The sequence below is a fragment of the Burkholderia arboris genome (assembly GCF_038723655.1).
Taxonomy (GTDB): domain Bacteria; phylum Pseudomonadota; class Gammaproteobacteria; order Burkholderiales; family Burkholderiaceae; genus Burkholderia; species Burkholderia arboris.
In genome coordinates this window covers 3,148,041-3,166,190 of the sequence record NZ_CP109822.1, presented here as the reverse complement: position 1 = coordinate 3,166,190, position 18,150 = coordinate 3,148,041, and the positions used below count along the sequence as shown (strand labels likewise).

The 18,150-nt window shown below is 66.4% G+C and carries 15 protein-coding genes; 10 read left to right on the top strand and 5 right to left on the bottom strand.

The window, feature by feature from the left end:
* Nucleotides 1–17: 17 nt before the first annotated feature.
* From OHZ10_RS31670 to OHZ10_RS31650, 5 genes are all read left to right on the top strand, one after another.
* Nucleotides 18–1,166, top strand: a complete 1,149-nt coding sequence (locus OHZ10_RS31670) for a hybrid-cluster NAD(P)-dependent oxidoreductase (RefSeq protein WP_342705330.1) — start codon at nt 18–20, stop codon at nt 1,164–1,166.
* A gap of 134 nt (nt 1,167–1,300) precedes the next feature.
* Nucleotides 1,301–2,164 (top strand): glycine betaine ABC transporter substrate-binding protein, encoded by an 864-nt coding sequence (locus OHZ10_RS31665; RefSeq protein WP_174992523.1) that lies wholly within the window; start codon nt 1,301–1,303, stop codon nt 2,162–2,164.
* Nucleotides 2,165–2,342: 178 nt separating this feature from the next.
* Nucleotides 2,343–3,998 (top strand): APC family permease, encoded by a 1,656-nt coding sequence (locus tag OHZ10_RS31660; protein ID WP_059239249.1) that lies wholly within the window; start codon nt 2,343–2,345, stop codon nt 3,996–3,998.
* Nucleotides 3,999–4,204: 206 nt separating this feature from the next.
* Nucleotides 4,205–4,816: a TetR/AcrR family transcriptional regulator gene (locus OHZ10_RS31655; RefSeq protein ID WP_342705329.1), complete on the top strand. Its 612-nt coding sequence runs from the start codon at nt 4,205–4,207 to the stop codon at nt 4,814–4,816.
* Between the two features lie 166 nt (nt 4,817–4,982).
* Nucleotides 4,983–5,975, top strand: coding sequence for a DMT family transporter (locus OHZ10_RS31650; protein WP_342705328.1), 993 nt, complete (start codon nt 4,983–4,985; stop codon nt 5,973–5,975).
* Between the two features lie 27 nt (nt 5,976–6,002).
* Here the strand turns inward: OHZ10_RS31650 and purU are convergent, their stop codons facing one another.
* Together purU and OHZ10_RS31640 are read right to left on the bottom strand one after the other, a co-directional pair.
* Nucleotides 6,003–6,887: a formyltetrahydrofolate deformylase gene (gene purU / locus OHZ10_RS31645; protein WP_059239255.1), complete on the bottom strand. Its 885-nt coding sequence runs from the start codon at nt 6,885–6,887 to the stop codon at nt 6,003–6,005.
* 170 nt (nt 6,888–7,057) lie between these two features.
* Entirely contained in the window at nt 7,058–7,963 is a 906-nt protein-coding gene (locus tag OHZ10_RS31640) for a choline sulfate utilization transcriptional regulator (protein ID WP_059239257.1), read from the bottom strand.
* Between the two features lie 239 nt (nt 7,964–8,202).
* Between OHZ10_RS31640 and betC the strand changes: the two genes are divergently transcribed.
* From betC to OHZ10_RS31615, 5 genes are all read left to right on the top strand, one after another.
* On the top strand, nt 8,203–9,738 hold the full coding sequence (gene betC / locus OHZ10_RS31635; RefSeq protein ID WP_342705327.1) for a choline-sulfatase: 1,536 nt from the start codon (nt 8,203–8,205) through the stop codon (nt 9,736–9,738).
* Nucleotides 9,739–9,783: 45 nt separating this feature from the next.
* Nucleotides 9,784–10,749 (top strand): choline ABC transporter substrate-binding protein, encoded by a 966-nt coding sequence (gene choX / locus OHZ10_RS31630; protein WP_256087215.1) that lies wholly within the window; start codon nt 9,784–9,786, stop codon nt 10,747–10,749.
* A 258-nt stretch (nt 10,750–11,007) separates the two neighbouring features.
* Entirely contained in the window at nt 11,008–12,147 is a 1,140-nt protein-coding gene (locus OHZ10_RS31625; protein WP_059239261.1) for a porin, read from the top strand.
* A 388-nt stretch (nt 12,148–12,535) separates the two neighbouring features.
* On the top strand, nt 12,536–13,948 hold the full coding sequence (cysS, locus tag OHZ10_RS31620) for a cysteine--tRNA ligase (RefSeq protein WP_342705326.1): 1,413 nt from the start codon (nt 12,536–12,538) through the stop codon (nt 13,946–13,948).
* 250 nt (nt 13,949–14,198) lie between these two features.
* The gene (locus OHZ10_RS31615) at nt 14,199–15,449 is read left to right on the top strand and encodes an MFS transporter (RefSeq protein ID WP_174992518.1); all 1,251 of its coding nucleotides are present in this window, start codon (nt 14,199–14,201) and stop codon (nt 15,447–15,449) included.
* A gap of 25 nt (nt 15,450–15,474) precedes the next feature.
* On the opposite strand, the gene OHZ10_RS31610 is transcribed toward OHZ10_RS31615, so the two are convergent.
* The 3 genes from OHZ10_RS31610 to OHZ10_RS31600 are packed head-to-tail and all read right to left on the bottom strand — an operon-like array spanning nt 15,475 to nt 17,984.
* Nucleotides 15,475–16,485, bottom strand: coding sequence for an inorganic phosphate transporter (locus tag OHZ10_RS31610; RefSeq protein WP_342705325.1), 1,011 nt, complete (start codon nt 16,483–16,485; stop codon nt 15,475–15,477).
* Between the two features lie 13 nt (nt 16,486–16,498).
* A complete protein-coding gene (locus OHZ10_RS31605) occupies nt 16,499–17,125 on the bottom strand; it encodes a DUF47 domain-containing protein (protein ID WP_342705324.1) in 627 nt (208 codons plus the stop codon).
* 37 nt (nt 17,126–17,162) lie between these two features.
* Nucleotides 17,163–17,984 (bottom strand): 2OG-Fe(II) oxygenase family protein, encoded by an 822-nt coding sequence (locus OHZ10_RS31600; RefSeq protein WP_342705323.1) that lies wholly within the window; start codon nt 17,982–17,984, stop codon nt 17,163–17,165.
* Nucleotides 17,985–18,150: the final 166 nt, after the last annotated feature.

Genomic DNA, 18,150 nt, shown 5'->3' with positions numbered 1-18,150 from the left:
GACAAGCGGAGCAAGACATGATGCGAGATGCGGCCAATTTCGAGCCGACGGACAGCCGGGTCACGCGCCCGGCGTTCTGGAACGCCCTTCCCGAGCGCTGGACGAGCGACGTCGAGGAAACGCTGGTGTGCTGCCAAGTGCGGCAGGAAACGCACGACGTGAAGAGTTTCTTCTTCCGTTCGCCGCAGGGCCGCTCGTTCTCGTTCGAGCCCGGGCAGTTCCTCACGCTCGAGCTCGACATCGACGGCGAAACGATCAACCGCTGCTACACGATCTCGTCGTCGCCGGCGCGGCCGCACACGGTGTCGATCACGGTGAAGCGCGTGCCGGGCGGCAAGGTGTCGAACTGGCTGCACGACAACCTGCAGCCGGGCGCACCGGTGCGCGTGCTCGGCCCGGCCGGCGAGTTCACGTGTGCACGGCATCCGGCGCGCAAGTACCTGTTCCTGTCGGCCGGCTCGGGCGTCACGCCGCTGATGTCGATGAGCCGCGCGCACCATGATCTCGCGGAAGATCGCGACATCCTGTTCGTGCACAGCGCGCGCACGCCGGACGACATCATCTTCGCGCGCGAGCTCGACCTGATCGCGTCGAATCATACGAACTTTCGCACGTCGTTCGTCGTCGAGCGTCTGGGCGCGCGCACGAACTGGCCGGGCGTCACGGGCTTCCTGACGCTGCCGCTGCTGAAGCTGATCGCACCGGATTTCATGGAGCGCGAGATCTTCACGTGCGGCCCCGCGCCGTACATGAAGGCCGTGCGCGACCTGCTCGACGAAGCCGGCTTCGATCGCAAGCAGTATCACGAGGAGAGCTTCTCGTTCGAAACGCTCGCGCAGACCGCGAGCGACGAGCTGCTTGCCGATCTCGCGCCGCCGGCCGAAGGCGGCGACGCCGCGACGAAGCAGTTCACGGTGAGCTTCGCGAAGAGCAAGCGAGAGATTGCGTGCGGGTCGGAGCAGCACGTGCTGGATGCTGCGCGCCAGTCGGGCGTGCGGCTGCCGGCCTCGTGCACGCAGGGCATGTGCGGCACCTGCAAGGTGAAGCTCGTGTCGGGGCAGGTCGACATGAAGCACAACGGCGGCATCCGCCAGCGCGAGATCGACCAGGGGATGGTGCTGCTGTGCTGCAGCAAGCCGCTGTCGGATCTCGTGATCGACAAGTAGTCGAAACCCGCCATCGGCTGTCCGGGTGCGTCGCACCCGGACAAGCATCCGTCGGAAAACAACGATACCGCGGATTTGTGGTTGAAGAACCTAGAGAGACAACGCGCACGGTGCGCATATCAAGGAGATCGACCATGAAGCTGTTCGGAAAACTGTTGTGGACCGGCGCACTGTCGGCGATGGTGGCACTGAGCGCGTCGGCGCTCGCCGATACGAAGCCGACGTTGAAGATCGGCTACGTCGAAGGCTGGGACGACAGCGTCGCGACGTCGAACGTCGCGGCCCGCGTGATCGAGAAGAAGCTTGGCTACCAGGTCCAGCTCGTGCCGGTCGCGGCCGGGATCATGTGGCAGGGCGTCGCGCGCGGCGATCTCGATGCGACGCTGTCCGCGTGGCTGCCGGTCACGCACGGCTCGTACTGGGATGAATACAAGGCCAAGGTCGTCGACCTCGGCGCGAACTTCCCCGATGCCAAGATCGGCCTGATCGTGCCCGCGTACGTGAAGGCGAAGAGCATCGACGACCTGAATGCGGAGAAGGGCAGCTTCGGTGGCCGGATCGTCGGTATCGACGCAGGTGCGGGCGTGATGCGCAAGACCGACGACGCGATCAAGAGCTACGGCCTGAGCTACACGCTGATGCCGAGTTCGGGCAGCGCGATGACGGCCGAGCTGTCGCGTTCGGTCAATGCGAACAAGCCGGTGATCGTGACGGGCTGGGCGCCGCACTGGATGTTCGCGAAGTGGAAGCTGCGCTTCCTCGAGGATCCGAAGAAGGTGTTCGGCGGCGCCGAGCACGTCGACAGCGTCGTGAATCCGGGGCTCGAAACGAAGGCCAAGCCGGTTGTCGCGTTCCTGAAAAAATTCCAGTGGAAGCCGGGTGAAATCGATAGCGTGATGCTCGCGATCCAGAACGGCTCGAAGCCCGAAGCGGCCGCCGATGCGTGGATTGCGGCGCATTCGGACCGTGTGAATTCGTGGACGGAAGGCGCGCAGTAAGTACCAGACGATACGTCATACGAACCATTAAAGAGACACGCCGGGAGTGGTACGCAGGAATCCGAAATAATCGTGATGCAATGCGGCCATTTCCCGGAATTGTTTTTCTGATTCTGCAAAAAAGCGCGTAAGTTGTTACACTAGCGCCCTTGTGCGGAGTCATCACAGGAGGAATTGGATGAGTCAGGCAGGACTGCGTGCGAACAGCACCAGTGATGTTGAGGCAACCATCTCACATGATTCGACGGGCCACACGCTGCATCGTGGCCTGACTTGGAAAGACGCATTCTGGGTAACGAGCGGCGTGCCGGCAGGCGTGCTGTTCACGATCGGCGGCGTATGCGCGACGATCGGCCAGCCCGCGTGGGCGATCTGGATCGCCGCGATCACGATGGGGCTGATTCAAAGCGCGACTTATGCGGAAATATCGGGGCTATTTCCCCATAAATCGGGCGGCGCGTCGGTGTATGGCGCGATCGGCTGGGTCCGTTACAGCAAGCTGATTGCCCCGGTGTCCGTGTGGTGCAACTGGCTCGCGTGGTCGCCGATGCTCGCGCTCGGCTGCGGCCTCGCGGCGAGTTATGCGCTCACGAGCCTCTTTCCCGCCAACGCGGCGGTGCTGCAGTGGCAGCTCAAGATTGCGGATCTCGGGTTCATCAAGCCGGGTCTGTCCCTGCGGATCAATGCGACGTTCATCATCGCGACGATCCTGCTTCTCATCACGTTCAAGCTTCAGCACAGCGGTGCATCGAAGGCGGCGCGCACGCAGCGCATCCTCGGCATTGCATCGCTCACGCCGCTGCTGATCGTCGGCATCGTGCCGTTCGTCACCGGCGACGTGCCGATGTCGAACCTGCTCCCGCTGCTGCCGCTCGGTCACGACGCGCACGGCAACCTCACGGCCGCGACCTTCGGCTCGTGGAACGGGCAGGGCGTCACGATGGCGCTCGGCGCGATGTTCATGGCCGGCTGGGCGTCGTACGGCTTCGAAACGGCCGTCTGCTACACGCGCGAATTCCGCGATCCGCGCCGCGATACTGCGAAGGCGATCTTCTGGTCGGGCGCGCTGTGCCTCGTCGTGATGACGCTCGTGCCGCTGGCGTTCCAGGGCGCGCTCGGCACGCAGGCGATGCTCGATCCGTCGATCGGCGACGGCACCGGCGTCGCGGCTGCGATGGCGAAGATCGTCGGCGGCGGCGCGTGGGTCGCGAATGCGGTCGTCGTGATGCTGATGCTGTCGATCCTGCTGATCGTGATGACGTCGATGATGGGCTCGTCGCGTACGCTGTACCAGGCATCGGTCGACGGCTGGCTGCCGAAGTACCTGTCGCACGTGAACGAGCACGGCTCGCCCACGCGTGCAATGTGGACCGACCTCGGCTTCAACCTCGTGTTGCTGATGATGTCGGACTACATGACGGTGCTGTCGATCTCGAACGTCTGCTACATGCTGTTCGTATTCCTGAATCTTCAGTCGGGCTGGATCCACCGGATGGATCGCGGCAACTGGGATCGGCCGTTCCGCTGCCCGACCTGGCTGCTCGTCGCAGGCTCGCTGTGCGGCTACGCGAACCTCGTCTATGTCGGCGCGGGCGCGAACCTGCAGGGCGACGGCACGCTGCGCAACGGGCTGATCGCGATGCTGCTGATCGTGCCGGTGTTCCTGTTCCGCCACTACTGGCAGGATCGCGGCCGTTTCCCGGCGCAGATGCAGCGCGACATGGAGCTCGAAGTGCCGAAGCGCGCGATGTGGCTGAACCTGATGCCGTACGCCGCGCTGATCGGCGCGGGGCTGACGATCTGGCTGTCGTATTACTTCGCGTGGGTGAAGTGACGCGTCGGGCCGTGTAACGGCGCGCACCGCCCGGAAACCGCACACGGGCGGCGCGATCGATCTCGCGGCAAGCAACGAAAGCCCGACCGGCTGCAACCGGTCGGGCTTTCGTCGTTCAGGGCCGGCACCATTGCCGGCGTGCGCCGCGCAAGCAAGCGATCGACGGCGCTTGATTTTGGGAATGATCGGTTCTAATATCAGGACTCATGAGCCCGACCTCTCCCGGCTCCCGTGACAGGGGGCGCCCACGCGAATTCGACCCCGACGAGGTGATCGACGCGGCTGCGCGCGTGTTCTGGGAGCAGGGGTACCACGCGACGTCGATCGATACGCTGTGCGAGGCGACCGGCGTGTTTCGCGGCAGCCTGTACCGCACGTTCGGTGACAAGCACGGGTTGCTGGTCGCTGCGTTCGATCGTTACGCGGAAGGGGCGATCGCCCGGCTCAAGGAGCGTCTCGCGGCAGATCTGCCGCCGCGGCAGGCGCTCAGGGAAGCGCTGCTGTACTACACGGAAATCGGTGTGCGGCTGTCGGAGCGCCGCGGCTGTCTCATCACGAATTCGGCCGTCGAGCTGCTGCCCGGCGACGACGCGTTGCGGCCGTACATCGAATCGACGCTGCTGCGCATCGGCACGCAGTTCAGCCTTGCGGTCGCACGCGGCCAGCAGTCGGGCGATTTCGACCGGAACCTCGATCCGGAGGAGATCGGCCGGTTCCTGCTGTGTCTGATCCAGGGCATGCGCGTGCTGGGCAAGTCGAGTGCGTCGGAGGCGGAACTGGCCTCGATCGTCGAAATCGCAATGCGGGCGCTGACCTGATTTTTTTGATTATTTTGAGAATGATCGGTTTCAAATGGTGCGTATTTCAGGTACGGCCGCAGAAACCATGAAGGGCCGGCAGATTCGGTAAGGAAGTTCAAGACATCCCGCCGCTGCACGCAGCCGCACCGGCGTCATTGTTCAATTAATTTGGGAATGGTCGGTCATGAATGGTGCAAATTTCGCAGCACCCGCCGCAAGCGCGTACGGGAAAGGCATCGCGGCATGTGTATGCGCGACGATCCTGATGGGCGTGATGTTCCCGGTGATGACCGACGCGTTGCGATACATCGATCCGTTCACGTTTACGTCGCTGCGCTATCTGATCGCGGGCAGCGCGTTCATCGTGCTGTTGCGGATCGTCGAAGGGCCCGGCGCATTCCGCCCGGCGGGTGAATCCGTGCCGCTGGCATGGCTGCTCGGTTCGATCGGCTTTTGCGGCTTCGGATCGTTCGTGTTCCTGGGCCAGCAACTGGCCGGCGCCGAAGGCGCGCTGACCGCATCGATCATGATGGCGACGCAGCCGATGATGGGGCTGCTGCTCAACGCGCTGGTGCGACGCGTCGCGCCCGCACCGGTGTCGGTGCTGTTCGTCGTGCTGTCGTTTGCCGGCGTGGCGCTCGTCATCACGCGCGGCGACGTGATTGCCGCGCTGCACGAACCGCAGCACGAGGCGGCCAATGCGCTGATCGTCGCCGGTGCGTTGTGCTGGGTCGTCTACACGTTCGGCGCGGCGCGCTTCACCGGCTGGTCCGCGCTGAAGTACACGACGTTCACGACGTGCCTCGGCCTGACCACGATCGTCGCGGTCAATCTGGTGCTGATCGCGACGCACGGGATCGCGGCGCCGTCATGGGCCGCCGTGCGCGCGGTGCTGCCGCATCTCGCGTACATGGGGCCGGTGGCCGGTTTCGGCGCGATCCTGCTGTGGATGACGGGCAACCGGATCCTGGGGCCGATGAACGGCGTGCTGTTCATGGACGTCCTGCCGATCACCGCGTTCATCGTGTCTGCCGCGACGGGCGTGGTGCCCAATCGCGCGCAGATCGCGGGTGCCGCGCTGACGGGCGTGGCGCTGATTCTCAACAACCTGTATCTGCGGCGCCGGGCGCGGCGCATCGGCACGGCGCCTGCGCGCGTGCCGTCGCCTTCCGCATGACGCACGGCCGTTGCCGTGGCCGGGCGCTTACGAAAACACCACCGTGCGATCGCCGTTCAGGAACACGCGCCGCTCGATGAACGCCTTCACTGCGCGCGCGAGCGTGATGCTTTCGACGTCGCGCCCGACCGCGAGCAGTTGCTCGGGGCGCAGCGCATGATCGACGCGCTCGACGACCTGTTCGATGATCGGGCCTTCGTCGAGATCGTCGGTGACGAAGTGCGCGGTCGCGCCGATCAGCTTCACGCCGCGCGTATGGGCCTGGTGGTACGGCTTCGCGCCCTTGAAGCCGGGCAGGAACGAATGATGGATGTTGATCGCGCGGTTCGCGAGCTTCGCGCTCGTTTCCTGCGACAGCACCTGCATGTAGCGTGCGAGGATCACGAGCTCGGCGCCGCTCGATTCGAAGAAGTCGAGCCACTGCGCTTCCTGCTGCGCCTTGGTATCGGCCGTGATCGGGAAGTGCCGGAACGGCAGCCCGTGCTGCGCGGCGAGCGGCTCGAAATCGGGGTGGTTCGACACGATGCCGACGATGTCCATCTTCAGCTCGCCCATCCGCCAGCGGAACAGCAGGTCCGCGAGGCAGTGCTCGAGCTTCGACACCATGATCAGCACCTTCGGCCGCGCGTTCACGTCGTGGATCGCCCACTGCATGTCGCCCTGCGCGCCGCCGAGGCTGGTGGCGATCGGCGCGAATTCCTGGCGCAGCGCGTCGATCTGCAGCGTTTCATCCGTCGGATGAAAGACGCAGCGCACGAAGAAGCGGTTACTGAGATCGTCGTCGAACACGTTCAGCGCGTCGACATAGCAGCGATGGCGATCGAGAAAGCCGACGACGGCGGCGACCTGGCCGGCCGCGCTCGGGCACGACAGCGTCAGGACGAATTGATCGGGGCGGTGCTCGGCGGTCATGAGACTCCTCGGATGGCATGGGGCGCACGGCCGTGCGGCGGCGCACGACGGCGCCGCACCGCGCGGGTAGCGGGAGGCTCAAGTAAATCAGGACGATTTCGGGGCGGATAGAACCAACGCGCCGTGTGGCTGGTATCGGCGCGCCAGCAAGCGGCGGCGGGCGCGCCCGGTCAGGCCCCCGCGCACGCGTCGAGCAGCCAGCGCCGGAACACGTGGGTCGCGTCCGGCTCGGGCCGCTGCGGCGGCCGCACCAGGAAGTAGCCGCGCGAGGTGACGACGGGCGCGTCGACGAGCTTCACGAGCTGGCCGGACGCAACGAGCTCGTCGACCAGCGGCGACCAGCCGAGCGCGACGCCTTCGCCGAGCAGCGCCGCATGGATCACGAGCGCGTAGCTGTTGAAGGTCACGCCGCGCGCGGCGGCCGGCGGTTCGAGGCCGTGCGCGTCGAACCAGCCCGACCACGACAGCCAGCGTTCGGGGCGCGTCGGCTGCACGTGCAGCAGCGGCAGCGCGAGCAGGTGGTCGGCCCGCGCGACGTCGGGGTGCGTATCGCGGAACGCGGGCGAGCATACCGGCGTGACCGATTCGGGAAACAGCCGCGCGGCCGTGCACGACGGCCAGTGGCCGTCGCCGAACAGGATCGCGATGTCGCCGTGGTCGCGCTGCGCGTCGTAATCCTGTGACGTGACGACGCGCACGTCGACGTCCGGCATCACGCGCTTCAGCCCGGCCAGCCGCGGCATCAGCCAGTAGGTCGCGAAGCCGAAGTCGGTGACGATCGTGAGCGCGCCGTGCTCGCGGCGCGCGCGCAGCGTCGCGGTCGCGCCGCGCAGCGTGTCGAGGCTCAGCCGCACCGCCTCGTACAGGCACTGGCCGTCGGCCGTCAGCGTGACGCCGCGCGGGCTGCGTTCGAACAGCGGCACGCCCAGTTCGGCTTCGAGCTGGTACACCTGCTGGCTCACGGCCGGCTGCGTCGAGCCGAGCTCGCGCGCGGCGGCCGTGAAGCTCGCGAGCCGGGCGGCCGATTCGAACGCGCGCAGCGCCTGCATCGACGGTAACGGTTCGGGTTTCGACATAAGTCTCTCTAATGGCCCCATAAGGGCCGGACGCCTACCCGCGCGAATTCGGGCGGGCGATAGTGCATCGGACGGTACGGCACACACGCTTCACGCGCACCGCGCAACGCATTCCGCGATTCTAGCCAGCGCGGCCCGTACGCGCGGCACTTTCTGCGGGCCGCTTCCGTCATGCCGGACGTCTTGCCGCCCGAGCGGCGCGCCGTTCCATTCGAACACCGTTTTCCCCACGACCGCCGATGACGAACCCGACACCCAACATCCTGATCCTGATGGCCGACCAGCTTACGCCGTTCGCGCTGCCGGCCTACGGCAACCGCGTCGCGCGCACGCCGACGCTCGACCGGCTCGCCGCGCAAGGCGTGGTGTTCGACGCCGCGTACTGCGCGAGCCCGCTGTGCGCGCCGTCGCGTTTCTCGCTGCTGACCGGCAAGCTGCCGTCGGGGATCGGCGCCTACGATAACGCCGCCGAATTGCCGGCGCAAACGCTGACGTTCGCGCATTACCTGCGCGCGGGCGGCTACCGGACGATGCTGTCCGGCAAGATGCACTTCTGCGGGCCCGACCAGCTGCACGGTTTCGAGGAGCGCCTCACGACCGACATCTATCCGGCCGATTTCGGCTGGGTGCCCGACTGGGACCAGCCGACCGAGCGGCCCAGCTGGTATCACAACATGAGTTCGGTGCTGGAGGCCGGCCCGTGCGTGCGGACCAACCAGCTCGATTTCGACGACGAAGTCACGTTCGCCGCGAAGCAGAAGCTCTACGACGTCGCCCGCGAGCGTGCGGCCGGGCACGATGCGCGGCCGTTCTGCATGGTCGTGTCGCTGACCCATCCGCACGATCCCTATGCGATCACGCGTGACTACTGGGATCTCTACAACGACGACGAGATCGACATGCCGGCCGTGCGGCTCGATGCGGCGGAAAGCGACCCGCATTCGCAGCGGTTGCGCTTCGTCTGCGAGAACGACCGCACGCCGCCCACCGACGCGCAGATCCGTGCCGCGCGCCGCGCGTACTACGGCGCGACGTCCTACGTCGACACGCAGTTCGGCAGCGTGCTGGCCGCGCTCGAACAATGCGGGTTCGCCGACGACACGATCGTGATCGTCACGTCCGACCACGGCGACATGCTCGGCGAGCGCGGGCTCTGGTACAAGATGACGTTCTTCGAAGGCGGCTGCCGCGTGCCGCTGATCGTCCATGCGCCGGGCCGTTTCGGCGCCGCGCGCGTGCGCGGGCCGGTGTCGCATCTCGACCTGCTGCCGACGCTCGTCGATCTGGCCGGCGCCGCGCCGGCCGGCGGCTGGCCCGATCCCGTCGACGGCGCGAGCCTCGTGCCGCACCTGCACGGCACGCCCGCGCACGACGTCGCGCTCGGCGAATACCTCGCGGAAGGCGCGGTCGCGCCGGTGGTGATGATCCGCCGCGGCGACTGGAAGTACGTGCATTGCCCGCTCGATCCCGACCAGCTCTACAACCTGTCGGACGACCCGCGCGAGCTGACGAACCTGGCCGGCGTGCCCGAAGCCGCCGACGTGCTTGCCGCGTTCCGCGCGGAAGCCGCGCGGCGCTGGGACCTGCCCGAACTCGACCGGCAGGTGCGCGCGAGCCAGCGGCGCCGCCGCTTCCATTACGCGGCGACGACGCAGGGCCGCATCCAGGCGTGGGACTGGCAGCCGTTCACCGACGCGAGCCAGCGTTACATGCGCAATCACATCGAACTCGACACGCTCGAGGCGATGGCGCGTTTTCCGCGTGTCGGGCGCTGAGTGGCCCGCATCGCGAACCTGAACGAACGACGGAGGAAGCGGACGATGAAACGGCAATGCAATGCAGCAATCCGGATCGGCGCGGCGCTCGCCGCGGCCGCGTGCCTGATGACGGCGCAGGGCGCACACGCGGCCGACGCGCAGACATGCAACGACGTGAAGATGGCGGCGCCCGGCTGGACCGACATCGACGCGACGAACGCGATGGCGGGCGTCGTGCTGAAGGCGCTCGGCTACCGGCAGGACGTGGCGAACCTGTCGGTGCCGATCACGTACCAGGGGTTGAAGAAAGGGCAGGTCGACGTGTTCCTCGGCAACTGGATGCCCGCGCAGGCGCCGCTCGTGAAGCCGTTCGTCGACGACAAGTCGATCGACGTGCTGCACGCGAACCTGAGCGGCGCGAAGTTCACGCTGGCGGTGCCCGACTACGTGGCGGCCGCCGGCGTGCATACGTTCGCCGACCTTGCGCGCAACGCAGACCGCTTCGGCGGCAAGATCTACGGGATCGAGCCCGGCGCCCCCGCGAACCAGAACATCAAGCGGATGCTCACCGACCACGCGCTCGGCCCGGCGAACTGGTCGCTGGTCGAATCGAGCGAGACGGGCATGCTCACGCAGGTCGAGCGCGCGGTGCGCGACAAGCGCTGGATCGTGTTTCTCGCGTGGGAGCCGCATCTGATGAACACGAAGTTCCATCTGACCTATCTGTCGGGCGGCGACGCGTACTTCGGCCCGAACTACGGCGGCGCAACGGTCAATACGGTCACGCGTTCCGGATTCGCGGGCCAGTGCGCGAACCTCGCGCGGCTGTTCCGGCAGATGACGTTCTCCGTCGACGTCGAGAACCGGATGATCGCCGACATGCTCGACAACAAGACGTCGCCCGCGCTCGCGGCGCAGCATGCGCTGAAGGCCGACCCGGCACTGGTCGCCGGCTGGCTGGACGGCGTGACGACGGCGGCCGGCGCACCGGGCCTGCCGGCCGTGCGCGCGGCCCTCGACGGCCATTGATCCCCTCCCTCCGGGCGGCCGGTTTTACCGCGCCGCCTGTCTACGTGTTTTCCCGACCGGTCGCATCGTGACCATTTAGTGTCGCCTTCAGACGGGTGATGCGAAATATGGGTTTGTATTTTTCGCCAATGGCTGCGTTATTGCGAAAAACGAAATGCCGAAGCCAGCGGGCGTATTGAATTCGAATCCACCTGCGCATCGCGGTACGCGCCGGGACGAGATTCTATCCATCGAACGGTTCAGGGAGGGTGGTCGACAATGAAGCACACGAAAGTTGCCGTAGCCGCCGCGCTTGCATGCGCGGCCTGTATTCCCGCCATCGGGCATGCACAGAGCAGCGTGACGCTGTACGGGATTCTCGACGCGGGCATTACGTACGTGAACAACACGGGCGGCTCGCACGTCGTCAAGTTCGACGACGGCGTTGCCTACGGGAACCGCTTTGGTCTCAAGGGCACCGAAGACCTGGGTGGCGGCCTGAAGGCCGTGTTCACGCTCGAGAGCGGGTTCCGCCTCGGCAACGGGCAACTCGGCTTCGGCGGCGCCGAATTCGGCCGGCAGGCGTATGTCGGCCTGCAGAACGACTGGGGCACGCTGTCGTTCGGCAACCAGCTCGACATCACGAACGAACTCGTCTCGATCTACAACATCTCGGCGTGGGGCAGCGGCTATGCGATCCACCAGGGCGACTTCGACCGCTTCAACGGCGACCGCCTGCCGAACTCGGTGAAGTTCCTGTCGAACGACCTCAGCGGCTTCAAGTTCGGCGCGATGTACTCGTTCGGCAACGTCGCGGGCAACTTCCACCGCAACAGCGCGTGGAGCGCGGGCGCGAGCTACACGAAGGGCGACTTCTCGATCGGCGCCGCGTACACGCGCCTGAACAACCCGAACGGCATCTACGCGTTCGACCCGTACGCGATGATCGGCACGCACACGTTCCTCGGCCAGCAGACGGTGACCGTCGATCCGGCGACCGGCGCGCGCACCGACCTGTTCTCGAACACGGCGATGGACGTCGACAGCCAGGGCACGTTCGGCATCGGTACGAGCTACACGATCGGCAAGCTGACGCTCGACGGCAACTTCTCGTACACGACCATCAAGGGCTTCGGCCAGTCGTCGCACATGCAGGTGTATGAAGGCGGCGGCTCGTACCAGTTCACGCCGGCGCTGAGCCTGATCGCGGGCTACCAGCACACGCGCTTCGAAGGCCATCACTGGAACCAGGGCACGGCGGGCCTGCATTACCTGCTGTCGAAGCGCACCGACGTGTACATCTCCGGCGACTACCTGCGCGCGTCGCAGGGTGTCGATGCGGTGATCGGCTACAGCTTCACGCCGTCGACGACGCAGACGCAGGCCGATGTGCGGATCGGGATGCGGCATTCGTTCTGAGCGGGGCGGTGTGGCGTAGCGATGTCTTCAGCGAGGTCTCTCTTTGGCGCGAACCGAGGTTCGCGCTTTTTTTTGTTCGCCGGGTGTGAGCGGGCACGAGATCCGTCCCGTCGATGCCGACGGCCTGGCCGGCGCCCCGGGATCGTTACCGGGAACGGCGGTCGGATGGTCTTGACCTGTGCCGTCCATAGACGCTAGCATCGTCCGCATGCTTGATCGCACCCATTCCCTCTCCTCGGTTACCCGTGCATGTTGTCAGAACGTGCCAGGGGGAATTTGCGTCTAGCGAACTCGCTAAACTTTCAAGCAATCGCCTTCCGGCCGCCTGTGATGCAAAACAGGCGGCCTTTTTGTTTTTGGGCCCACCTCTTCGGAACGGAGAAACTCGATGCCGCTTGCGCTGTATGACACCTGGTCGCGTACCGTGCGCCCGTTCACCCCCATCCGTGCCGGGCAGGTGGGCATGTACTGCTGCGGCCCCACGGTCTACGACGATGCGCATATCGGCAACCTGAGAACCTACGTGTTCGAGGATCTTCTGCGCCGCGTACTGGAGCGCAACGGATACGCGGTCCGGCACGTCGTCAACATCACCGACGTCGGCCATCTGACTTCGGATGCGGACGAAGGCGAAGACAAGATGGAGAAGGGGAGCCGTCGCACCGGCGAGTCGGCATGGGCCATCGCGCGGCGCTACACCGACGCGTTCGTCCGGGACTGGCGCGCGCTCCATCTGCTCGAGCCGACGGTCTGGTGCCGTGCCACCGATCACATCGCCGAACAGGTCGCGTTCATCGATACGCTCGACCGGGCCGGCTACGTCTATCGGACGGACGATGGTCTCTACTTCGATACCAGCCGGCAGGACGACTACGGCTATCTCGCGCGGCTGGACCGCGCCGGGTTGCAGGCGGGGAAGCGGGTTGCGCTGGGCGAGAAGCGGAGCATCACGGATTTTGCGTTGTGGAAGTTCAGCCCGGCCGGCGTCAAGCGGCAAATGGAATGGGACAGCCCGTGGGGCCGGGGCTTTCCGGGCTGGCATATCGAATGCTCGGCGATGTCGGCGAAGTATCTCGGGACGTTGTTCGATATTCACTGCGGCGGCGAGGATCATATCGCCGTGCATCACAGCAACGAGATCGCGCAGACCCGGGCGGCCCACGGCACGCAGCTCGCGAATTACTGGATGCACGGGCACTTTCTGACGCTCGACGCCGATGCGAAGATGTCGAAGTCGAGCGGCGACTTCATCCGTCTGCAGTCCTTGCAGAGCCGGAACGTCGATCCGCTCGCGTACCGTTACCTGTGCCTGACGGCCCACTACCGAAGCAAGCTGCATTTCACGTGGGCGTCGCTCGACGCGGCGCACACCGCGCTGAATCGACTCCGGCACCTGTACGCCGGCTGGCCGGAAGGCGGGCGCGTCGACGCCGATTTCGCCGCGCGATTCGACGCCGAAGTGAACGAGGACCTGAATCTGCCCAGGGCACTCGCGGTGCTGTGGGATCTGGTCAGGAGCAACCTGCCGCCCGCGACCCTGAAGGCGACCGTGGACAGCTTCGACACCGTGCTTGGTCTCGGCTTACGCGAATGGCGGCCGGTTGCGTTCGACGTTCCGGAACACGTTCGCGTGTTGCTCGGTGATCGTGAGCGCGCGAGGGCGGACCGGGACTGGGCGCAAGCCGACCGGATACGGGAGGCGTTGAGCGCCGAGGGCTGGCGAGTCGAGGACACCCGGGAAGGCCAGCGCCTGTTCAGCATCGCGATGGACTCGACCGATACGGGCGGCACGCCGCGGTAAAACTCGCGGGCCGCGTGCATCGAACGATCCGGTGCACCCGCCACGCCCCGGCGGCCGCGATCGGCGCGGCCGCCGGAATCGTCGGCACCCGCACCCGCACGATGTCGCCGGCGTTGCCCCCGGCCCGTTTTCCGAGGTTGGCATATCATCGCGATTTGGCCGCGCCTGCACCGTCGTCGCGCCCCTGCATCGGCGGGCGTCGTCGTGTTCCGGACGGTTGCCGTGCGCAGTGCCGCCCGCCCAGACCCCGATGACCGACCCCGTGCCCGACTCCAGTCCTTTATCCCCGTTACCCGTCAATCTGTTCCGCCACGCGCCGTTTCAGCGTTTCTGGGGCACGCGCGTGATGTCCTCCCTGGCCTTCCAGATCCTGTCGGTCGCAATCGGCTGGTATGTCTACGCGCTCACGCACAGCGCATTCGCGCTCGGCCTCGTCGGGCTCGCGCAGTTCGTGCCGATGTTCGCGCTGACGCTCGTTGTCGGGCAGGTGGCCGACCGCTACGACCGCCGGCGCATTGCGACGATCTGCCAGGGCGTCGAGGCGCTGGCCGCCGGCGTGTTCCTGCTCGGCGCCGTGCAAGGATGGCTGGCCGCGCCGGCCGTGTATGCGCTCGCGGCGATCGTCGGCACGGCCCGCGCGTTCGAGTCGCCGTCGGTGTCGTCGCTGCTGCCGGCCGTCGTGCCGCGCACCGACCTGCCGCGCGCGACCGCGCTGTCGACGTCCGCGAACCAGGCCGCGCAGATCCTCGGGCCCGCGTTCGGCGGGTTGCTCTATGGTGTCGGTGCGCCGGCCGCGTTCGGCACGAGCGTCGTCGCATTCGCGATCGCGGCCGTGCTCAGCGGCACGATTCCGCTGCGCAGCGCGCTGCCGGCTCGCGAGCCGGTCACGCTGCGCTCGGTGTTCTCGGGAATCGCGTTCATCCGGCGCGAGCCGGCGATTCTCGGCGCGCTGTCGCTCGACCTGTTCGCGGTGCTGTTCGGCGGCGCGACCGCGCTGCTGCCGATCTACGCGCGCGACATCCTGCAGGTCGGGCCGTGGGGCCTCGGGGCGCTGCGCGCGGCGCCCGCGGTCGGTGCGCTCGCGGGCACGCTGTGGCTCACGCGTTTCCCGTTGAAGGGGCGGCCGGGCCGCGCGATGTTCGGCGGCGTGATCGCGTTCGGCATCGCGACGATCGTGTTCGGGTTGTCGCGGCACGTCGCGCTGTCGCTCGTCGCGTTGGCGGCGCTCGGCGCGTCGGACGTGATCAGCGTCGTCGTGCGCCTGTCGCTCGTGCAGTTGCGCACGCCCGACGACATGCTCGGGCGCGTGAGCGCAGTCAATGCGCTGTTCATCGGCACGTCGAACCAGCTCGGCGAATTCGAATCGGGCGTAACGGCCGCCTGGTGGGGCGCCCCAACGGCGATCGTCGTCGGCGGCGCGGCGACGATCGCGGTGGCGCTCGCATGGATGCGGCTGTTTCCGCAGCTCACGAACATGAAGTCGCTCGAGCGCGACGCGTGACGCGCCGGGCCGCGGCCCGGCCCCGTCAGAAGAGCCGGTGGCCGAGCCACCATCCGCCGGCCGCGAACAGCGCGGCCGCGGGCAGCGTCAGCACCCACGCCCACACGATGTTGCCGGCCACGCCCCAGCGCACGGCCGACAGCTTCTGCGTCGCGCCGACACCGACGATTGCGCCGGTGATCGTATGCGTGGTCGACACCGGAATGCCGAGGAACGACGCGATGAACAGCGTCATTGCGCCACCGGTTTCCGCACAGAATCCGCCGACCGGCTTGAGCTTCGTGATCTTCTGGCCCATCGTGCGCACGATGCGCCAGCCGCCGAACAGCGTGCCAAGGCCCATCGACAGGTAGCACGCGCCGATCGCCCACGCAGGCGGCGCATCGGCGGTGGCCGATGCGTAGCCGCTCGCGATCAGCAGCATCCAGATGATGCCGATCGTCTTTTGCGCGTCGTTGCCGCCGTGGCCGAGACTGTACAGGTCGGCCGACAGCAGCTGCAGCCGGCGGAAACGCCGGTCGACCTTGCTGGGCGCGGTACGGAAGTACAGCCACGACACCCCGAGCATGAACAGCGAACCGAGGATGAAACCGAGCAGCGGCGAGATGAAGATGAACGCGACGGTCTTCAGCAGCCCGTCGATGTTCAGCGAGCTCCAGCCCGACTTCGCGAGCGCCGCGCCGACGAGGCCGCCGATCAGCGCGTGCGACGAGCTCGACGGAATCCCGTAGTACCAGGTGATCACGTTCCAGCCGATCGCGCCGACCAGCGCGCCGAAGATGACGTAGTGGTCGACGATCTCGGGATCGATCGTGCCTCTACCGACGGTCTGCGCGACTTTCAGGTGGAAGATGAAATACGCGATCACGTTGAACGCGGCCGCGAACACGACGGCCTGCCGGGGTTTCAGCACCCCGGTCGACACGACGGTGGCGATCGAGTTCGCCGCGTCGTGAAAGCCGTTCATGAAGTCGAATACGAGCGCGACGAGCACCAGCGTCGCGACCATCCACAGGGCGAGTTGGATCGAATGCATCTTCTTCAGTCACTCACGCGTTTTCCAGCATGATGCCTTCGACGATGTTCGCTACATCCTCGAATTTGTCGGTGATGCGTTCGAGCAGGTCGTACACGCCCTTCAGCTTGATCAGTGTCTTCACGTCGATATCGTCGCGAAAGAGTTTCGATATCGCCGCGCGCAGCACGCGGTCGGCGCGGGTTTCGAGCGCATCGATTTCTTCGCATGCCTTGAGGATCCGCGGCGATTGCTTCAGGTCGTACAGGTGGTTGATCGCCAGTTGCGCCTGCATTGCCGACTGCACGACGATGTCCGCGAGTTCACTCGCTTCCGCGGTGACGGACTTCAGGTCGTAGACCACGACGGTGGTCGCGACGTCCTCCATCAGGTCGAGGATGTCGTCCATCGTCGTGATCAGCTTGTGGATCTCGTCGCGATCGAGCGGCGTGATGAACGTCTTGTGCAGCAGGTCGATCGCCTCGTGTGCGAGCGTGTCGCCGGTGCGTTCGGCGGTCTGCACGTTGGCCATGCCCGATTCGGCGTCGTCGAGATTGTCGAGCAGCATCTGAAGCTCGCAGGCGGCTGACACGATGTGCTGCGCATGCGTATCGAAGAGATCGAAAAACCGGTTCTCGACCGGGAGGAAGCGTCCAAGCATGGTGTCTCCGGGGGAAAGTCGGGCGGGAGGCGTCGGGTCAGGCCGCGCAAGGGTGGCCCAGCGTGCTGTTGCCGAACGCGACGTGTCTTTGCTCGGCAAGGGCCCGCAGGTCCAGCGGCCGCCGGTGGACGATCGTGCTGGCGTATCCCGCCGACAGGTCGGGATTGACGAAATACATCAGCGACGTGCGCCGCACGCGCGCGCGCGGCCGCTCGACGGCGTGCTGCATTGCCGGCACTTCGCCGTCGGTCAGCGCCTCGAGGAGCGAGCCGGCCAGCACGATCATTTCGTCCGGCCGCGGCAGCGCGGAAACCGGCGATGAATCGGGCAGCAGCACCAGGCCGGGGGCGGCCGGCCGGATGAACGACAGCAAGTGGCCGTCCTCGTGCGGATCCTGCAGGTACGCACGGTCCTGGCTGCAATGGTGTGGCTCGTATGCGCAGAACTGCAGGTAGGAGCTGTGCCGGACCGGCGGCTGCGCGGTGCCGCCGAGGTTTTCGCATACCGCATCGAGCAGGTCCTGCGCGATCGCGTTGATGCAGGCTTCGTATGCGGCCAGCTCGCGATAGAACGCGGACTTGGTCAGCGCATAGCCGTGATGCGCATCGCGGCGCGCAACCCAGTAGCAGAACCGGTCGCACAGATCGGGCCGCTCGGGCGTACGCGAGTATTCGAGGCCGAACGGCAGGAATCCGTCGGTATGCTCAGGAAACGAGAATGCATGTTTTTGCCGCCGATCCAGTTGGTCGTAGGCGGCCGCGATCCGGTCGGAATGCAGATGCAGCGCGTACGGCATCCTGAAGTAGACGTAGCTGTCACGGATCAAGCGGCTGGCATGGAGTTTCATCGTGGGTTGCATGGTGTTCTCCCGGTACATCGGACATGGAGTGAGTCGTGCGGGTCCGGCCGGCGGCGATTGCGAAAGACGGGCTTCGCGGCCTTGCCGGAACATGGAGATGACGCGCGGCGCGGGCGAGCCGGACCGTGTCATCGCGAAGTGCGTGACGGCAGCGAGGCGGATTGCC